We start from the raw sequence: 18,159 nt of genomic DNA, 5'->3' as shown, positions 1-18,159 counted from the left end.
CGCGATGGCCGTTGCACGCGCACTCGATTGCACGCAGCGCATCCCGTGCGCGCCGCGTGGTGGGCGCCTCGGGCGCGCGACGGACCCGCGCCGATGACGCCGCGCACGCCAGCGTCCGACGGCATCGTCCCCACGCTCGCCGAACTGACGGCGCTGCGGGCTGCGGTCGCCGGTCGCCGCGCCGCGCGGCGCGGGCGCGTCGGCGTGCACGGCCAGGCGCTGTCGCCGCTGCGCGGGCGCGGCATGGAGTACGCGGAGTCGCGCGAGTACTCGCTCGGCGACGACGCGCGCCACATCGACTGGCGCCTGACCGCGCGCACCGGTCGCGCCCACACCAAGCTGTTCCAGGCCGAGCGCGAGCGGCTGACCCTCGTCGTCGCCGACACCGCGCCGGCGCTGTACTTCGGCACGCGCGCGCGCTTCAAGTCGGTGCAGGCGGCGCGCGCCGGCGCGGTGGCCGCGTGGATGGCCGTCCGCGACGGCGACCGGATCGCCGCGCTGCGCGGCAGCACGCGCGAAGCGCCGATCGCGCCGGCCGCGGGCCCGCGCGGCGCGCTGCGCGTGCTCGATGCGCTGGTGCGCTGGTACGCCGCGCCGCCAGCGGACGACGCGGGTCTGGCGGTCGCGCTCGACCACGCTGCGCGCGTCGTGCGGCCCGGCTCGCGGGTCGTCGTGCTGGCCGACGCCGCCGAGGTCGTTGCGATCCCCGAGCAGCGGTGGCCGGCGCTGGCGCGCCACAACGAGGTGCTCGTGCTGCTGCTGGTCGACCCGCTGGAACTCGACCCGCCGCGCGCGGCACTGCCGTTCCTTGCCGAGAATGCACGGACGGGCGCGCACCGCGTCGAGCTCGACCTCGCCTCGGCCCCGCAGCGCCAGCGCTGGCGCCAGCAGTTCTCCGCGCCGATCGCCGCAGCCCTGGAGCGCCTGCCGCGCGTGGGCGTGCGGGCCCACGTGCTCGCCACGGACGCCGCGAGTGAGTCGTGGCTGCCGCAGCCCGCGCGCGCGGCCGTGGGTGCGGGCTGATGGCCGCGGCAACGCTCGTGCTGCGCGACATCCACCAGCCGCCGGCGCCGCCGTGGTGGCCACCGGCACCCGGCTGGTGGCTGGTGGCGGCTGCCGTCGTGGGCGTCGCGCTCGCGGTGTGGTGGTGGCGCGGGCGCAAGGCGCGACGGCACCGCCGCGCCGTGGCGCTGTTCGACGAGGCGCTGGCCGCGGCGGGCGACGCGCCCGCGCGGGTGGCCGCGATGTCCGAGCTGCTGCGCCGCGCCGCGCGCCGCCGCGATCCGGCGGCCGATCGGCTCGAAGGGGAGGCGTGGCTGGCGTTCCTCGATGGTGGCGACGACAGCGACGGCGCGCGCACGTTCCGCGACGGACCCGGCCGGCTGCTGTCCGACGGCGCGTTCCGTCCGCAGCTGGATGACGACGCGGTCGCGCAGCTGCGCGAGGTCGCGCGCAGGCGCTTCGTCGAGTGGATGCTGCGGCGATGAGCGACTGGACGACCGTGCTCGATCCGCTGCGTGCGCTGTTCGCGTGGCCGTGGGCGCTGCTGGCGCTGCCCGCGCCGCTGCTCGCGCGCTGGTTGCTGCCGGCGGCGCGCGACGGCTCGCCCGCGCTGCGCGTTCCGTTCGGCGATCGCGTCGATGCCGTTGCGATCGCGGCGCGGCGCGGCCTGCGCGGTGGCGGGCCGGGCCTGCTTGCGTGGCTGGCGTGGGCGCTGCTGTGCGTCGCCGCGGCGCGACCGCAGGAGCTGGGCGAGCCGGTGCGCCCCCCGCAGGCCGGTCGCGACCTCATGCTCGCCCTCGACCTGTCCGGCAGCATGAGCGAGCCCGACATGGAGCTCGGCGGCCGCCCGGTCGATCGGCTCACCGCCGCGAAGGCGGTGCTGGCCGACTTCCTCGATCGTCGCGGCGGCGACCGCGTCGGCCTGCTGGTCTTTGGCCGCCGCGCGTATGCGCTGACGCCGCTGACGCTGGACCGCGACTCGGTGCGCGAGCAGCTGCTCGACGCGGTGGTCGGCCTGGCCGGGCAGGAGACCGCGGTCGGCGACGCGATCGGGCTGGCGGTGCGCCGCCTGCGCGAGCAGCCCGCCGGCCAGCGCGTGCTGATCCTGCTCACCGACGGCGTCAACACCGCCGGCGCGCTGGAGCCGAAGAAGGCGGCCGAGCTGGCGCGCGACGAGGGCGTGCGCGTCCACACGATCGCGTTCGGCGGCGATGGGTCGCTGTCGCTGTTCGGCCTGCAGCTGCCGATGCCCGGCGCCGGCGACGAGATCGACGAGGCGTCGCTGCAGGCGATCGCGACCGCGACCGGCGGCCGCTTCTTCCGCGCCCGCGACACCGGCGAGCTCGTGCAGATCTACGCCGAGCTCGACCGCATCGAGCCGGTCGCCCGCGAGGGCGTTGCCGTGCGGCCGCGGATCGAGCGCTACGCGTGGCCGCTGGCCGCGGCGTGGGCGTGCGCGGTGCTGGCTTTCGCGCTGCCGCGTCGAACGCAGCGCTGGAGGCCTGCATGGAGGCGGTGACCGCGCTGCACTGGCTGCGTCCGCAGTGGCTGTGGGCGCTGCTGGCCCTGCCGCTGCTGGCGCTGTGGTGGCGCGCGCGGTCGCGGCGTCGCCACGCGTGGACCGGCCTCGTCGATGCGCACCTGCTGCCCTACCTGCTGGAGCCGCGCGGCACGACGCGCACGTGGGCGCGCATGGGCGCGGCCGCGCTGGGCTACGCGCTGGCCGTCGTCGCGCTGGCCGGCCCGGCGTGGCGGCAGGTCGAGCAGCCGCTGTGGCAGTCGGCGATGCCGCTGGTGATCGCCGTCGACCTGTCGAGCGCGTCGCTCGCCGCCGACGTGCCGCCGTCGCGGCTCGCGATCGCGCGGGCGAAGGTCGCGCGCGTCCTGGCCGCGCGCGACGGCGGCCAGGTCGGGCTGGTCGCGTTCGCCGGCGATGCCTTCACCGTCGCGCCGCTGACCGAGGACGCGGCGAACGTCGCGCTCTTCCTCGATGCCTTGGCGCCCGACGTCATGCCGGTCGACGGCCAGCGCGCGGACCGCGCGATCGAACAGTCCGCGAGGCTGCTCACGCGCGCCGGCTTCGATCGCGGCCGCATCCTGCTGATGACCGACCACGGCGACGCCGACGCCGACGCCGCGGCGGAACGCGCCGCGCGGGCCGGCTACCGCGTCGACGTGATCGGCGTCGGCGGCGAAGCCGGCGCGCCGTTCCGCGGAGCCAACGGCGCGCTGCTGCAGGCGCGGCTGGACGCTGCATCGCTGCGCACGCTTGCGGCCAGCGGTGACGGCGACTACCGCGCGGTCACCCTCGACGACGCGGACCTGCGCGCGCTCGGCGTGCTCGACGCCAACGCGGTCGACGGCGCCAGCCAGTCGGGCGAGCGCGGCCGCGCCTGGCAGGACGAGGGCTATTGGCTGCTGCCGCCGCTGATGCTGCTGGCGCTGTTCGCGTTCCGGCGCAGCGGGGGTGCGGTCGCTGCGCTGGCGCTCGTATTGCTGTTGCCCTGGTTGCCCGCGCAGGCGGCGGACCTGTGGCGGCGGCCCGACCAGGCGGCGCATGCGCGCCTGGTCGACGGCACCGCGGCGTACCGCCGGGAGGACTATGCGCGCGCCGCGGCGCTGTATGCCGGCGTCGACAGCGCCGATGCCCACTACAACCGCGGCAATGCGCTGGCGCGCGCGGGCCGCTATCCGCAGGCGATCGCGGCGTACGACGCGGCCCTGAAGCGGCAGCCTGGCATGGCCGATGCGATCGCGAACCGGCGCGCCGTCGAAGCGGCGATGAAGCGCAAGCCGCCTCAGGGGCCGAAGGACGGCGGCGCGCCGTCGGCGGGCGGGCAATCGCCGCAGCCCGGCCAGCAGGGCCAGGCCGACCCGCAGCGGTCGTCGCCGCAGGGCGCGCCGGGCGAGCCGACGCAGCCCGATCGACCGGCGCCCGCGGCGGCCGACAACCGCACGACGCCCGAGGCCAAGCCGGCCGATGCACAGGCGCAGGCCGAGGCCGACCGCGCCCAGCGGCAGCGCATCGAGCAGGCGCTGGCGCGCGCCGGTCGCGCCGAGCCACCGGATGCGGACGCCGACGCGCCGCGCGCCGAGACCGCGGCGCAGCGCGAACGCCGGCTGGCCAACGAAGCGCTGCTGCAGCGCGTGCCCGACGATCCGGGCGGCCTGCTGCGCGCGAAGTTCCGCCTCGAGCACGAACGCCGCCTGACCCAGGGACGCCCGACCGAATGACGTCGAACTGCCGATCGATGCTCCGCCTGGCCTCCGTCGCGCTGCTGATCCTGTGCAGCGGCGTGGCGTTCGCGCAGCCGCGCGCATGGCTTGATCGCGACCGCATCGGCCCGGGCGAGACGGTGACGCTGAACATCGAGACCACCGACCGCGGCGTGCCCGACTACGCGCCGCTGCAGCGCGACTTCAGCGCCAGCGGTCACACCAGCCGCAAGTCGTTCGACATCGCCAACGGCCGGGTCACGACGCGCTCGCTGTACGCGGTGGCGCTGCGGCCGCGGCGCGACGGCATGCTGACCGTGCCGGCGCTGCGCGTCGGCGCCGGCATGACATCGGCATTGACGCTGACGGTCGACGCCAGCCTCGGTGCCGCGCCGGCGCGATCGGGCGACGACGTGTTCATCGAAAGCGAGGCCGACGACGACGATCCGTACGTGCAGCAGTCGGTGGGCTGGGTGGTGCGCCTGTACTCACGCGCGCCGCTGGTGTCGGGCCACCTCGACCAGCCGGCGCCCGACGGTGCCTCGCTGCAGCGGGTCGGCGACGACGCGCAGTACTCGCGAGACCTCGGCGGGCGCCGCTACTACGTCATCGAACGCCGGTTCCAGCTGGTGCCCGAGCGCAGCGGCACGCTGACGATGCCGGGTGCGACGTTCTCCGGGCGCGGCGCCGGCGGGTTCTTCGACGACCTGTTCGGCGACCGCGGCGGCGCACTGGCCGCCACCGCCCGCCCGCGGTTCCTGCAGGTGCGCGGCATCCCGGCAAACGCCCCGCAGCCTTGGCTGCCGCTGCGCGGCCTGAGCCTGCGCTACGTCGCAACGCCGTCGTCGCTGCAGGCCGGCGCGGCGGCGACGTTGACGATCGAAGCCGTCGCCGACGGCGCGCAGGCGGCGCAGCTCCCGCCGCTGCAGCTGCCGCCGATCGACGGCGTGCAGGTGTTCGCCGATCCGCCGCAGTCCGACGACAGCACCCGCGGTGGGCGGCCGCGCACGCGGGTGACCCGCTCGTTCGCGCTGGTGCCGACGCGCGCCGGCGAGGTGGAACTCGCCGGCCTGCGGATGGGCTGGTGGGACGTCGCGCGCGGCGCCGCGCGTACGGCCGAATTGCCGCCGATGCGCTGGACAGTGGCGGCGGGAACGCTCGACGCTGATGCGGACTCGCCGGCGGTTGGCCAAGCGCCGGCAGGCGAGCTTGCCGGGCGCGTCGCATCGGCGACGACCGGCGCGAGCCGCGGCTGGGTCCTCGCCGCGTTGCTGTTCGCCGCGCTGTGGCTGTTCACCCTGGTGTGGGCGCTGCAGCACCGCAGCCGTCCCGCCCCCGCCGCGGACGGCCCTGCGACGCCGCCGCCGGCCGCAGACGGCCGCGTGCGCATGAGCGCGGCCGACCTGGGCCGGCTGCTCGAGCGCGGCGACCTGTCCGACATCGCGGCCGCGCTGCCGCGCCTGGCCGAGCCGCCGCTCCCCGACCTCGACGCGGTGATCGCCGCGCTCGACGACGACGCGCAGCGTGATGCGGTCGGCGCGCTGCAGCGCGCGCGCTGGGGCGATGGCGACGGCACTGCGGCGCGCGCGCAGCTGCGCCGCGCGTTCGCGTCGGGCATCCGCTGGCGGGCCGCCGTGCCGACGGCGAAGGCCTCGCCGCTGCCGCCGCTGTACCCGCCCGGCTGATTCTCCTCATTCGGCTGCGGCGCGCGCAGCGCAGCGCGGCAAGGGCCCGGGACGCGTTTGCTAAGCTCCCGCGACTGTCCGCGGAAGCCCACCAATGAACGAAACGACGACCCGCGCCGGCAAGGCGAAGCTGCCCTTGCACTGGAAGATGGCGATCGGCTTCGTCGCCGGCCTGCTGTTCGGCTTGGTGGTGTACTACGCGATCGGCGCGGACACGCCGTGGGCGCAGGCGTTCACGACCTACGTGACCCAGCCGTTCGGCACGCTGTTCTTGCGCCTGATCTTCATGCTGGTGATTCCGCTGCTGTTCTCCGCGCTGGTCATGGGCGTGGCCGAGATGGGCGACGTGCGCTCGCTCGGCCGGATCGGCTGGAAGACACTGGCGTACACGATCGTGGTCTCGGCGATCGCCGTGGTGATCGGCCTGGTGCTGGTCAACTGGTTCCAGCCCGGCGCCGGCGTCGATCCGGCGCAGGCGCAGCGCATGCTGAGCGAAGGCTCCGAGCGCGCCAGCGCCATCGTCAGCAGCACCGCGACCCAGCCCAAGGGGCTGGACATGGTCCTGTCGATCGTCCCGGACAACGTGGTCAAGGCCGCGGCCGACAACACGATCCTGGCGGTGATGTTCTTCGCGCTGATGCTCGGCATCGGCCTGGTGCTGACCCGCAGCGCGGCCACCGACACGCTCAAGCGCGGCATCGAAGGCCTGTTCGAGGTGTCGATGACGCTGATCGGGCTGGTGATCCGGCTGGCGCCGTACGCGGTGTTCTGCTTCATGTTCAACCTGGCCGCGCTGTTCGGCTGGGGGCTGTTGAAGAGCCTCGGCGCCTACGTACTGGTCGTGGTGCTGGCGCTGGCGATCCACATGTTCGTCGTCTATTCGCTGGCGCTGAAGTTCGTCGGCGGCTACTCGCCGCTGCGGTTCTTCCGCGGCGCGCAGGAGGCGATGCTGATGGCGTTCTCGACCGCGTCGAGCAACGCGACGCTGCCGACCGCGCTGCGCGTGGCCGAGGAAAAGCTCGGCCTGCCGCGGCGGGTATCGCGTTTCGTGCTGACCGTCGGCGCCACCGCCAACCAGAACGGCACCGCGCTGTTCGAAGGCGTGACCGTTCTGTTCCTGGCCCAGTTCTTCGGCATCGAGCTGTCACTGGCGCAGCAGGTCACGGTGATGTTCGTGTGCATCCTCGGCGGCATCGGCACGGCCGGCGTGCCGGCCGGCTCGCTGCCGGTGGTCGCGCTGATCTGCGGGATGGTCGGCGTGCCGCCCGAAGGCATCGGCCTGATCCTCGGCGTCGACCGCTTCCTCGACATGTGCCGGACCACGCTGAACGTCACTGGCGACCTCGCTGCGGCGGCGGTGGTCTCGCGCGGCGAGGCCGACCTGCCGGCCGAACGCCTGGCCGACTGACGCAACGGGGGCCCGATTCGCCCCCCCAGCGGTGGGCGGGAAAGCTCGGCCTGCGCCTGGCCGGCTCCGCGCGCGCGGCCTCGCCCGAGCAGGAGACCGACGCCGGCGGCACGGAATCGGGGCGACAGGGCCGGCCCCGGATGGGACAATGGCGCCCCCGCCCGGTCCGGCCGCCACCGCCGACCCCTGCGCGGGCCTCCCGCCGCCTCCCCGGACCCAGCACGACGCCATGACGCCTGCCCTCGATACGCCCGCGCGCCGCGAGCTCGCCAACGCCATCCGCTTCCTCGCCATCGACGCGGTGCAGGCGGCCAACTCCGGCCACCCGGGCATGCCGATGGGCATGGCGGACATCGCCGAGGTGCTGTGGAACGACTACTACAGCCACAGCCCGGCCAACCCGAAGTGGTTCAACCGCGACCGCTTCGTGCTGTCCAACGGCCACGGCTCGATGCTGCACTACGCGCTGCTGCACCTGTCCGGCTACGACCTGCCGATCGAGGAGCTGAAGAACTTCCGCCAGCTCGGCAGCAAGACCGCCGGCCACCCGGAGAACACCCACACCCCGGGCGTCGAGACCACCACCGGTCCGCTCGGCCAGGGCTTCGCCAACGCCGTCGGCATGGCGCTGGCCGAGAAGCTGCTCGCGCAGCGCTTCAACCGGCCCGAGCACGAGGTCGTCGACCACCGCACCTGGGTGTTCATGGGCGACGGCTGCCTGATGGAGGGCATCTCGCACGAAGCCGCGTCGCTGGCCGGCACCTGGGGCCTGCACAAGCTGGTCGCGTTCTGGGACGACAACAAGATCTCGATCGACGGCAACACCGACGGCTGGTTCACCGACGACACCCCGGCGCGCTTCGAGGCCTACGGCTGGAACGTGATCCGCGGCGTCGACGGCCATGACGACGTCGAGATCAAGACGGCGATCGAGACCGCGCTGAAGTCCACCGACCGGCCGACCCTGATCTGCTGCCGCACGACGATCGGCTTCGGCTCGCCGGCCAAGGCCGGCAAGGAGTCGTCGCACGGCGCGCCGCTGGGCAAGGACGAGGTCGCCGCCACGCGCGCGGCGCTCGGCTGGACCCACGGCCCGTTCGAGGTCCCGCAGGCGATCGCCGACGGCTGGCGCGCCACCAATGCAGGGCAGGTGCGCGAGCACCAGTGGAACCAGCGCTTCGACGCGTACGCGCAGCAGTACCCGCAGCTGGCCGAGGAGCTGGTGCGCCGCTCGCACGCCGAACTGCCGGCGAACTTCATCGCCGACGCCGACGCGTACATCGCCAGGCTGCAGGCCGAGGGCCCGGTCGTCGCGTCGCGCAAGGCCTCGCAGATGGCGATCGAGGCGTTCGCGCCGCTGCTGCCGGAGCTGGTCGGCGGTTCGGCCGACCTGGCGCACTCGAACCTGACCCTGTGGAAGGGCAGCAAGTCGGTCGCCACCGACGACCCCAACGCCAACTACATCTATTTCGGCGTGCGCGAATTCGCGATGACCGCGATCAGCAACGGCCTGAACCTGCACGGCGGGTTCATTCCGTACGACGCGACGTTCCTGGTGTTCAGCGACTACGCGCGCAACGCGGTGCGCATGAGCGCGCTGATGGGCGCGCACGCGATCCACGTCTACACGCACGACTCGATCGGCCTGGGCGAGGACGGCCCGACCCACCAGCCGGTCGAGCACATGGCCTCGCTGCGCTACATCCCCGGCAACGACGTGTGGCGTCCGTGCGACGCCGTTGAGTCGGCGGTGTCGTGGAAGGCCGCGATCACCCGCGCCGACGGCCCCAGCTGCCTGGTGTTCTCGCGCCAGAACCTGCCGCACCAGCCGCGCAGCGCGCAGCAGGTCGCCGACATCGCGCGCGGCGGCTACGTGCTCAAGGATTCGGTCGGCGCGCCGCAGGTGATCCTGATCGCGACCGGCTCGGAAGTCGGCCTGGCGATGCAGGCGGCGGAGCAGCTCGGCGACGGCGTGCGCGTGGTGTCGATGCCGTCGAGCGACGTGTTCGACCGCCAGGACGCCGCCTACCGCGAGTCGGTGCTGCCGAACGCGTGCCGCCGGCGCGTGGCGATCGAAGCCGGCGTGTCGGACTTCTGGCGCAAGTACGTCGGCCTCGACGGCGCGGTGATCGGCATCGACACGTTCGGCGCCAGCGCGCCGGCCGAGCACCTGTTCCCGCACTTCGGCTTCACCGTCGACAAGGTCGTCGAGGCGGCACGCGCGCTGGGCTGATCGACGCGGTCGACGGCAACCGAAACGGCGCCCGAGGGCGCCGTTTCGCTGTCTGCCACGGGACGCGGCGCGTCAGGCGGTCACCGGCCGCGGCGTCTCGAAGCGGGTGAAGTAGCGGTGGTGCCGAAGGTGGTCGTGCTGCTGCCCGATCGCGAAGTAGGCCTTGCCCCCGCGACGGCCCGGCTGCAGGCACGGAAGTTCGTGCTGCGCGTCGGGGTTGTTGGTGTAGTAGTGCGGGATCTTGTCGACGAACCGGCCCAGCATCTCCGGCCCGCACTCCATGTCGTTGTACTTGTCGAAGCCGAACCGCGGGTGGCCGATGTTGAAATCGTCCACGCACACGACGCCGTTCTCGATCAGCGACAGCTCGCGCTCCAGCGGCCAGGCGTCGTACCAGTGGGCGTCTAGGTAGTACAGCGGGCAGCGGAACTGGTCGCGGAACTTGGCGATCAGCTCGGGCGAGTCGATCTTCTCGACGTGGGTGTGCGGCATGAAGCCGACGCGCCGGCGGGCGAGCTCCACGTAGCGGTCGACGACGTCGCAGGTGACGATGGTGAGGTGCGGGTAGGTGCGCGCGAGGTACTCGGTGGTGTCGCCCGCATTGCAGCCGGTTTCGATGATCGCGTCGCACTGGTAGCGCTCGATCAGGTAGTCGAATTCGAGCGCGGTGGTGATGTCGAAGCCGAACGGGCCGCCCCCGTCGCTGAGCTCGGCCGCGCCCAGCCGCAGCGTGCGATAGAAGTGGCGGTACACAGTATCGGCGGACATCCGGCGCGCTCCCCAGCGTGGTTTCTCGGCGCCGACGAGTATAGGCAACCGGTCAGCGCTTCCGCCCTCCCGGATCGGCGAGCACGGCCGGACGCGTCGGCGTGCGCGGGCGGAGCGCGGTCGGCCCGCCTCAGCGAGCGGTCGCGCGCAGCGCCAGCGCCAGCAGCCGGGCCTCGAGCCGGGCCGCCAGCCCGCGCGGCGCGGCCAGGTCCATGCGCGCGGTCGCCTCCGGGTCGAACGGGCCGCCGTCGGCGAGCGCCTTCAGCACCGTGCGCAGCTTGCCGCCGCGGGTGGCGGTGCGCGCCTTCAGCCAGCCCAGCGCGTTGACCAGCCGCTGCTCGACCGCGGTGAAGTCGCTGCCCAGCGGATAGTCGGGCAGGGTCCCGTCGGCGCGCAGCGGCGCCAGCGCCGAGGCCAGCGCATCGGGCGTGTTCGACGACCACTCCGCCGGGGCCGCGAAACCGTCGCGCAGCTTGCCGTTCGCGCGCGCCCGCTCCAGCAGCGCGGCCTGGAAGCGCGCGTCGGCGACCGACGCCATCGCCACCACGCAGTCCTCGTCGCTGCGGCCGTGCACGTCGGCAATGCCGTACTCGGTCAGGTACACGTCGCGCAGATGGCGGGGAATCGTCGTGTGGCCGTAGCTCCACACGATGTTCGAGCGCGCCGTGCCGCCGCTCTCGCGCGTCGACCGCAGCATCAGCACGCTGCGCGCGTCCGGCAGGGCGTGCGCCATCGCCACGAAGTTGTACTGGCCGCCGACGCCGGACACCACGCGGCCGTCGTCGAGCGCGTCGGACACCGCGGCGCCGAGCGCGGTCGCCATCATGCAGGTGTTGAAGAAGCGCGCGTGCCGGCGCTGCAGGCGCTCGAGCGCTTCGTTGCCGCCGTACAGCTCGTTGACCTCGCCGACGCGCTTCATCCCGATCGCGGCGCGCACGTCCGGTGCCAGGTCGCGCAGCCAGCCGTAGAACTCCGGCGAGCCAAGGTAGAACGCGCCGTGCAGGAACTCGCCTTCGCGCGCGAGGCGGGCGCGGTCGTCGGCATCGGCGCTGCCGTCGACGAGGCGCTGCATCAGCGCGACGTCGTCGACCACCTTGCGCCGGATGACACCGGCCTGGACCAGTCGGCGGAAGCCCTCGTTGATCATCTCGCTGCAGCCGTACAGGCCTTCGACGAACGGCCCCAGCCCGGGCGAGTCCGCCGCCGGCGAGCGCAGCGCATGCAGGACACGCCGGTATGCGTCGTTCTCGATGTGCCGCAGCGCCAGGGCGTGGCACAGCGCGTCGGCCAGCGCGCCGATCCCGATCTGCAGCGTGCCGCCATCGCGGACCAGGGTGCTGGCGTGGAAGCCGATCGCGTAGTCGACGTCGTTGACCGGCTGGCGCGGCAGGCCGAACAGTTTCGGGTGCGGCCCCGTTGGCGACACGACGAGGTCGAAGAAGTCCGCGTCGACCGCCGCGCCGCCGCCGATCCACGGCAGTTCCGGGTCGACCTCGGCGACCAGCAGCGGCCGCGGGCGGCCGGCGGCGGCGAGCGCGTCCAAGGCATCGAAGGTGAGATCGGTGTTGCACGACAGCGACAGGCGCGCAGTGCGTCCCGGCGCCACGTCGGGCTCGCGCGCGACCTTCTGCACGATGACGTTGACGCCGCGGTCGGCCAGCGCGCGCGCGACGTGCGTGTAGTTCAGGCTGGCGTAGTGGCGCTGGGCCTGCGTCGACGACAGCATCGCGCCGGACTGCAGGTAGAACTCCTCGACCGCGATGTTTGGCGGCAGCGCGTCGCGACGCAGCGCCTGCACGTAGGCCAGCCGCGGGAAGTCGACTCCGAAATGGCGGGCGACGAACGGGCCCAGGAAGCGCGCTTCAAGCCCCTTGCCGGCGGAGGGAGGATCCAGCGACAGCGCCGTGTACAGGTGCATCGAGCGCGACGGCTCGCCGGCGATGCGCGCGTACAGCGAATTGAGCAGCCGATGCGGCTTGCCGAGACCGAGCGGCGCGCCTATGTGCAGCGGCCCCGGCACGCGGGCCAGGACGGCGTCGACGGCGGCGTCGAGGGATTCGGTGGGCGGGAGCTGGACCATGGCGCAGTATCGCACCAGGGTCCGAGGGGTCTTGACAGCGTCGATTACAGGTGTAAATTCGAATCAGATTACGGGCGTAAACGATGAAGATTACCGAAGCCGAATCCGTCGTGATGGAAGTGCTCTGGGCGCACAGCCCCATGGCCGCCGAGGAGGTCGTACGGGCCGTCGGCGACGCCCAGCGCTGGCAGGAGGCCACCATCAAGACGCTGCTCAACCGGCTGTTGAACAAGGGCGCCATCCGGGCGACCAAGGACGGACGCCGGTACCTGTACGCGCCCGTGCTCAAACGCGAGGCGTGGGTCCAGCAGGAAAGCCAGGGACTGTTGGCGCGCTTGTTCGACGGCCGCGTGGCCCCCTTGGTCGCGCACTTCAGCCAGCACCACAAGTTGAGCCGCAAGGACGTGGCCGAGCTGCGCAAGCTGCTGGAAGAGCTCGACGATGGCGCCCGCTGAGATCCTCGGGATCCTGCTCGAAACGGCGGTCGCCTCCACCGCGGCCATGCTCGCCGTGCTGGCGCTGCGGGTGCCGACGCGAAGGGGTTTTGGCGCAGGTATCGGGTATGCCCTGTGGCTGTTGCCGGTTGCTGCGATGCTCGCGGTCGTGCTGCCGCCTGCCCGCGAGGCAGTCGTCCAGTTGCAGCCGACGCGCCTGGCGCGCGTGTCGATGCAGGTGTTCGACGCCGAACAGTCGCCGTTGGCGGATTCCTCCACTCTCTGGGTGGTCGCGTGGCTCGCCGGCGCCGGGGCAACGTTCGCGCGGATGGCGCTGCACCAGCGCCGTTTCATTCGCGCGTTGGGCACCATGAGGCGCCGGGAGGACGGCACCTTCATGGCGCAGGCTCGCGTCGGGCTGCCAGCCGTGATCGGCGTGATACGCCCGCGAATCGTGGTGCCCTTGGATTTCGACAGTGGCTTCGACCCAGTGGAGCGCACGCTGATGCGCGCACATGAGCGTGCCCACATCGCGGGTGGCGATCTCCTTGCCAACGCGGCTTGGGCGGCGCTGTCGTGCGTGCATTGGTTCAACCCGCTGCTGCCGTATGCCGCGAGCCGCTTTCGTCACGACTAAGAGCTTGCCTGCGACCGCCGCGTGGTCGCGCGCCACCCGAACGCGCGCCGCGCCTACGGCGAGGCGATGTTGAAGGCTCAGCTGGCGGGGCAACCGCTGCCGCTGGGGTGCCGCTGGGGCGAAGGCCACCCACTCAAGGAGCGAATCGAAATGCTGAAACTGCCCAGCTTCTCCCTCACTCGCCGGTTCGCCGGCGGCACCGGCATCTGTATCGCGCTCGCAGCCACTGCCATGGTCGCGTGGGCCGCTCAACCGGCCGCGTCGCCCAACGCTGCGGCGCGGGCGTTGTCTGGAACCGGCCGCGTCGCGGTCGACATTTGGCTCCAAGTCGATGACGGGGATCGGCAACGGTTCCTCCAGGCCATGACGCCGCGGGTTGCATTCCCGTTCGTGTTCGAAGACGGGGCCGGACGTGGCACCGCCTTTGTTACGGTGACGCCGCTGGATGCGACACGGTCCCAGATCGACGTTCGGCTGGAGCGCGACAACGGGACTGCCGCGCAGCCGCGGCTCGTGGTCGAGAATGGCAAGCAGGCGCAGATCGCGATCGGCGAAGGTCTGCAAGAAGGCTTTGCCGGCGTGCGAGCGGGCTTTGAGGTGTTCGCAAGTGAGCCAGCGCCCCCGGCACAAGCCTCGGACGAGGACGCGCGCGCGTCGACCTCGGTGCCCTGGGAAGGCGAGACGCCCGTGTACCCCGGCAAGGCGCTGCGGGAGCGCATCGGGGGCAAGGTCGTCCTGCTTGTCGACCTCGATGCCCAAGGCCGCGCCACGGCGATGGAAGTGGCCTCGTCGGAACCGAGGGGCGTGTTCGACCAGGCAGCGATGGACGCCGCGCGTCGATGGCGCTTCAAGCCAAACGTCGAGAACGGCAAGGCCGTGCCTGGACGCGTGAGTGTGCCGATCGAGTTCCGGCCTGACCGTCCCCCGCCGCGCGATGCATCCGAGCCAGCGGGCCGTACATCGTCGGGCACGGGTGCGTCTGATGCGGCCTTCGACTGGATCGCGCTTGAGCCTGCCGAAGCCAAGGTCCAGAGCTTCGAGTGCGACCGTTTCGTCGGTTCGGTGTTCGACGAGTCCGCGACAAAGTGCGGAGTCCGTCGGAGCGAACGGGCGCGTTGACCTGCGGCCTGCGCTGGTGGCGCCGACTCAAGCGAACAGCAGCTTGCCCGCCGCGATCAGCAGCACCACGCCCAGCGTCTGGCGCAGGCGCCGCGCCGGCAGCCATGCGAGGCCGAGCTGGGTGCCGAGCACGGCGCCCAGCGCGACCGCGGAGAGCCAGACCGGCAGCGCGTCGGGCAGGGCGATGTCCGCGCGCAGCAGGCCGGCCAGCGCGGTCAGCGAGTTGATCCAGACGAACGCGACCGACGTGCCGCTGGCCTCGCGCGTCGGCATCCAGTGCGCGAACAGCAGCAGCGGGGTCAGGAAGATCGCCCCGCCGGTGCCGGTCAGGCCCGACAGCACGCCGATGACGGCGCCGACCAGCAGCCCCGGCGCCCACGGGACGCGGCGGCCTTCGGCGTCGCGGTCCTCGCGTTCGGCGCGCGCGGCGTGGCGGAACACGCCGATCGCCGCCACCACCAGCACCAGCCCGAGCAGGACCGAATAGCCCTGCTTGGGCAGCTGCACCTGCGCGGCGAAGAACGCCGCCGGCGCCGAGGCGAGCACGAACGGCAGCACGTTGCGCCAGCGCACGTGGCCACCGCGCCAGAAGCGCAGCAGGCCGATGCCGCCGACGAGCAGGTTGAGCACCAGCGCGGTGGGGCGGATCTGCTCGGGCGCGAGTCCGAGCAGCGCCATCGCGGCGATGTAGCCGCTGGCGCCGGCGTGGCCGACCGACGAATACAGCGCGGCGACCGCGAAGAAGGCCAGGGCGAGCAGCAGGACGGTGTCGGTCATGCCGCGATGCTAGCGGCAACGCGCGCGCTCGCGTCCGCGCGACCGGTGCGTCAGCGTGCGACCCGCGGGTCAGCGCGCGACGGTGCGTCGCGCCAGCTGCGAGCCGGCGAGCATCGCCGCGACGAACACGACGGCTTCCGCGCTGCCATGCGCGAGGTTGGCCAGCGCCGGCCCGGGGCAGTACCCGGCGACGCCCCAGCCGATGCCGAACAGCGCGCTGCCGATGACGAGACGCGCGTCGACCCGGGTCGCCGACGGCAGCTGCAGCGCGTCGCCGCAGACCGCCCGGCCGCGCCGCCGCACCCAGGCGTAGCCGGGCAGGGTCACCGCGAGCGCGCCGCCCATCACCATCGCGAGCGACGGGTCCCAGCGGCCGGCGACGTCGAGGAAGTTCAGCACCTTGTCCGGATCGGTCATCCCGGACACGGCGAGTCCGAGCCCGAACAGCGCACCGGCGAGCGCCGCGTACAGCGCGCGGTTCATGCCATCACCCCGATCGCGTGGCGCAGCACGTAGACCGTCGCGACGCCGGCGCCCATGAACGTCGCCACCGCGACCAGCGAGCGCTTCGACAGCCGCGCCAGCCCGCAGATGCCGTGCCCGCTCGTGCAGCCGCTGCCCAGCCGCGTGCCGAAACCGACCAGCAGCCCGCCGGCGACCAGCCACGGCATCGGGAACCCGCTGCGCGGCGTCGCGCCCGAGACGGTGAACCAGAGGCCTGCGGCCACCACCAGCCCGAGCAGGAAGGCGATCCGCCAGTCGCGTCCGTCGCGCTGCTCAATCGCATGGTTGGCGATACCGCTGATCCCGGCGATGCGGCCGATCGACCACAGCAGCACCACGGCCGCCAGGCCAATCAGCGCGCCGCCGAGCAGGGCGGGAATCGGGGTGAAGTCGGTGGGCATTGGAGTCGCCTACAGCTGGTCGATGGGGAGCTTGAGGTAGCGCACGCCATTGGCGTCGGGCGGCGGCAGTTCGCCGGCGCGGATGTTGACCTGCACCGCCGGCAGGATCAGCACCGGCATCGGCAGCGTCGCGTCGCGCGCGTCGCGCATCTCGACGAACTGCGCCTGGCTGGTGCCGTCGCGCACGTGGATGTTGCTGCGCTTCTGTTCGCCGATCGTGGTCTCGCACGCCACGTCGCGCCCGCCCGGACCGTAGTCGTGGCAGACGAACACGCGCGTGTCGTCGGGCAGCTCGGCGAACAGCCGGCGGATCGAGCGGAACAGGGTGGCCGCGTCGCCGCCGGGGAAATCGCAGCGCGCGGTGCCGCCGTCGGGCATGAACAGCGAGTCGCCGGTGAACAGCGCATCGCCGATGAGGTACGCGTTGCTGTCGCTGGTGTGGCCGGGCACGGCGATCACGCGCGCCTGGACGCTGCCGAGCGCGAACCTGTCGCCGTCGGCGAACAGGCGATCGAACTGGGAACCGTCGACGGGGAAGTGCTCGCCGAGGTTGAAGATCGGCCGGAAGGTCTTCTGCACCGCGCGGATGCCTTCGCCGATCGCCAGGGTCGCGTGGGGCCAGCGGGCCTTGAGCCACGCGCCGGCGCTCAGGTGATCGGCGTGCGCGTGGGTCTCGAGGATCCACCGCACGTCCAGCCCCCGTTCGGCGACGAAGTCGACCAGCGCCTGCGCCGAGGTGGTCGAGGTGCGCGCGGCCTTGGGGTCGAAGTCGAGCACCGGGTCGATCACGGCCGCCGCACCCGAGGCCGGGTCGGCGACGACGTAGCTCCAGGTGTTGCTGTCGGCGTGGAAGAACGGGTGGACGGTCGGCGTCATGACGCGCTCCGGTTGGGACGGCGGGATAATATTAGCTATTGCTAATTAAGACAAGTCTAATACAATGGCGCCACGGCGCAGTCCCGCGCCGCCGCTGGAGCCGGATCGCCGTGACGCCCGTCGCCCCCCTTCGTACGAACGCAACCCCGCCGAAGCGACCGGCCGCCCCGCTCAAGGCGATGCAGGCGCATGCCGCCGAGGCCGCGGCGCTGCTGCGCTCGCTCGGCAACGAGCACCGTCTGCTGGTGCTGTGCCACCTGGTCGAGGGCGAGCTCGGCGTCGGCGAGCTGCTCGCGCGCGTGCCGCTGTCGCAGTCGGCCCTGTCCCAGCACCTGGCGGTGCTGCGCGAGGCCGGACTGGTCAGCGCGCGGCGGGAGGGAGTCCAGGTCTTCTACGCGCTCGCGCCGGGGCCGGTGCAGCCGCTGATGGCCACCCTGCACGACATCTACTGCCATGACTTGAGGAGCACCCCATGAAGACCCCGCTGTCGGCCGGCCTGATCGCCGGTGCGCTCGCCGCGACCGGCGCCACGTCCACCGCTGCCCATGACGCCCGCGCCGAGGCCGCCGCCGCGCCGGCAGCGACGGCCACGCCCCTGCGCGCGCCGCGCGCGGGCCTGCTGACCGGCGCGCAGCCGGACGCCGGCGAGTGGAATGCGCTTGCGGCCCGCGGCGTCACCACGGTCATCAACCTGCGACCCGATGCCGAAATGGCCGGGCGTGACGAAGCCGGCGAAGTGCGCGCGGCCGGGCTGCGCTATGCAAGCCTGCCGGTGGCCGGGCCGGCCGACATCACGTTCGAGAAAGCGCGCGAACTCAAGCGCCTGATCGACGCGGCCGACGGCACGGTGATCGTGCATTGCGCATCGGGCAACCGGGTCGGCGCGCTGCTGGCGCTCGCGGCCGCCGACAGCGGAGACATGGCGGTGGACGCGGCCATCGAGTTCGGCCGCGCGGCCGGCCTGACCGGCGCGGAGCCGCGCGTGCGCGAGGTGCTGGCGCAGCCCGCCAGCGAGTGAC

At 73.0% G+C, this 18,159-nt stretch carries 17 protein-coding genes and 1 pseudogene; 12 read left to right on the top strand and 6 right to left on the bottom strand.

Annotated features, from left to right (window positions below; translation table 11 throughout):
- The first annotated feature begins 93 nt into the window (after nucleotides 1–93).
- The 7 genes from D3A60_RS12335 (at nucleotide 94) to tkt (ending at nucleotide 9,544) form a co-directional block, all read left to right on the top strand.
- Entirely contained in the window at nucleotides 94–1,023 is a 930-nt protein-coding gene (locus D3A60_RS12335; RefSeq protein ID WP_119719116.1) for a DUF58 domain-containing protein, read from the top strand.
- Nucleotides 1,023–1,487, top strand: a complete 465-nt coding sequence (locus D3A60_RS12330) for a DUF4381 family protein (RefSeq protein ID WP_119718930.1) — start codon at nucleotides 1,023–1,025, stop codon at nucleotides 1,485–1,487. Before D3A60_RS12335 ends, D3A60_RS12330 begins: the two co-directional genes overlap by 1 nt.
- On the top strand, nucleotides 1,484–2,521 hold the full coding sequence (locus D3A60_RS12325) for a vWA domain-containing protein (protein ID WP_119718929.1): 1,038 nt from the start codon (nucleotides 1,484–1,486) through the stop codon (nucleotides 2,519–2,521). Before D3A60_RS12330 ends, D3A60_RS12325 begins: the two co-directional genes overlap by 4 nt.
- Nucleotides 2,509–4,236, top strand: a complete 1,728-nt coding sequence (locus tag D3A60_RS12320; protein ID WP_119718928.1) for a VWA domain-containing protein — start codon at nucleotides 2,509–2,511, stop codon at nucleotides 4,234–4,236. Before D3A60_RS12325 ends, D3A60_RS12320 begins: the two co-directional genes overlap by 13 nt.
- A gap of 17 nt (nucleotides 4,237–4,253) precedes the next feature.
- Nucleotides 4,254–5,903 (top strand): BatD family protein, encoded by a 1,650-nt coding sequence (locus D3A60_RS12315; protein WP_119719115.1) that lies wholly within the window; start codon nucleotides 4,254–4,256, stop codon nucleotides 5,901–5,903.
- Nucleotides 5,904–5,997: 94 nt separating this feature from the next.
- Nucleotides 5,998–7,311, top strand: coding sequence for a dicarboxylate/amino acid:cation symporter (locus D3A60_RS12310; protein WP_119718927.1), 1,314 nt, complete (start codon nucleotides 5,998–6,000; stop codon nucleotides 7,309–7,311).
- A 229-nt stretch (nucleotides 7,312–7,540) separates the two neighbouring features.
- Nucleotides 7,541–9,544, top strand: a complete 2,004-nt coding sequence (gene tkt / locus D3A60_RS12305; protein ID WP_119718926.1) for a transketolase — start codon at nucleotides 7,541–7,543, stop codon at nucleotides 9,542–9,544.
- Nucleotides 9,545–9,616: 72 nt separating this feature from the next.
- Here the strand turns inward: tkt and D3A60_RS12300 are convergent, their stop codons facing one another.
- Complete coding sequence (locus D3A60_RS12300; protein WP_157981475.1) at nucleotides 9,617–10,312, bottom strand: class I SAM-dependent methyltransferase; 696 nt, start codon at nucleotides 10,310–10,312, stop codon at nucleotides 9,617–9,619.
- A gap of 130 nt (nucleotides 10,313–10,442) precedes the next feature.
- Nucleotides 10,443–12,392, bottom strand: coding sequence for an acetyl-CoA hydrolase/transferase C-terminal domain-containing protein (locus D3A60_RS12295; RefSeq protein ID WP_119718924.1), 1,950 nt, complete (start codon nucleotides 12,390–12,392; stop codon nucleotides 10,443–10,445).
- An 83-nt stretch (nucleotides 12,393–12,475) separates the two neighbouring features.
- On the opposite strand from D3A60_RS12295, the gene D3A60_RS12290 reads away from it, so the two are divergent.
- The 3 genes and pseudogenes from D3A60_RS12290 (at nucleotide 12,476) to D3A60_RS12280 (ending at nucleotide 14,582) form a co-directional block, all read left to right on the top strand.
- Nucleotides 12,476–12,847 (top strand): BlaI/MecI/CopY family transcriptional regulator, encoded by a 372-nt coding sequence (locus D3A60_RS12290; RefSeq protein WP_119718923.1) that lies wholly within the window; start codon nucleotides 12,476–12,478, stop codon nucleotides 12,845–12,847.
- Nucleotides 12,834–13,607 (top strand): annotated as a pseudogene (locus D3A60_RS12285) (M56 family metallopeptidase); the annotation flags it as partial. The gene D3A60_RS12290 and the pseudogene D3A60_RS12285, both read left to right, overlap by 14 nt.
- 6 nt (nucleotides 13,608–13,613) lie before the next feature.
- The gene (locus D3A60_RS12280) at nucleotides 13,614–14,582 is read left to right on the top strand and encodes an energy transducer TonB (protein WP_231120512.1); all 969 of its coding nucleotides are present in this window, start codon (nucleotides 13,614–13,616) and stop codon (nucleotides 14,580–14,582) included.
- 27 nt (nucleotides 14,583–14,609) lie between these two features.
- Here the strand turns inward: D3A60_RS12280 and D3A60_RS12275 are convergent, their stop codons facing one another.
- From D3A60_RS12275 to D3A60_RS12260, 4 genes are all read right to left on the bottom strand, one after another.
- Nucleotides 14,610–15,359, bottom strand: coding sequence for a sulfite exporter TauE/SafE family protein (locus D3A60_RS12275; RefSeq protein WP_119718920.1), 750 nt, complete (start codon nucleotides 15,357–15,359; stop codon nucleotides 14,610–14,612).
- A 69-nt stretch (nucleotides 15,360–15,428) separates the two neighbouring features.
- Complete coding sequence (locus D3A60_RS12270) at nucleotides 15,429–15,842, bottom strand: YeeE/YedE family protein (protein ID WP_119718919.1); 414 nt, start codon at nucleotides 15,840–15,842, stop codon at nucleotides 15,429–15,431.
- Complete coding sequence (locus tag D3A60_RS12265; RefSeq protein ID WP_119718918.1) at nucleotides 15,839–16,264, bottom strand: YeeE/YedE family protein; 426 nt, start codon at nucleotides 16,262–16,264, stop codon at nucleotides 15,839–15,841. The genes D3A60_RS12270 and D3A60_RS12265 overlap by 4 nt, the downstream gene beginning before the upstream one ends.
- Before the next feature lie 9 nt (nucleotides 16,265–16,273).
- Nucleotides 16,274–17,140 carry an MBL fold metallo-hydrolase gene (locus D3A60_RS12260; RefSeq protein ID WP_119718917.1) on the bottom strand — a complete coding sequence of 289 codons (867 nt, stop codon included), beginning with the start codon at nucleotides 17,138–17,140 and terminating at the stop codon, nucleotides 16,274–16,276.
- A 179-nt stretch (nucleotides 17,141–17,319) separates the two neighbouring features.
- Here D3A60_RS12260 and D3A60_RS12255 point away from each other — a divergent pair, with 179 nt between their 5' ends.
- Together D3A60_RS12255 and D3A60_RS12250 are read left to right on the top strand one after the other, a co-directional pair.
- Nucleotides 17,320–17,616 carry an ArsR/SmtB family transcription factor gene (locus D3A60_RS12255; RefSeq protein WP_119718916.1) on the top strand — a complete coding sequence of 99 codons (297 nt, stop codon included), beginning with the start codon at nucleotides 17,320–17,322 and terminating at the stop codon, nucleotides 17,614–17,616.
- A complete protein-coding gene (locus D3A60_RS12250; RefSeq protein WP_119718915.1) occupies nucleotides 17,613–18,158 on the top strand; it encodes a protein tyrosine phosphatase family protein in 546 nt (181 codons plus the stop codon). Before D3A60_RS12255 ends, D3A60_RS12250 begins: the two co-directional genes overlap by 4 nt.
- Nucleotide 18,159: the final 1 nt, after the last annotated feature.

Source organism: Cognatilysobacter tabacisoli, assembly GCF_003586305.1.
GTDB classification, from domain to species: Bacteria; Pseudomonadota; Gammaproteobacteria; order Xanthomonadales; family Xanthomonadaceae; genus Cognatilysobacter_A; species Cognatilysobacter_A tabacisoli.
This window is presented reverse-complemented; position numbering and strand designations above follow the sequence as displayed.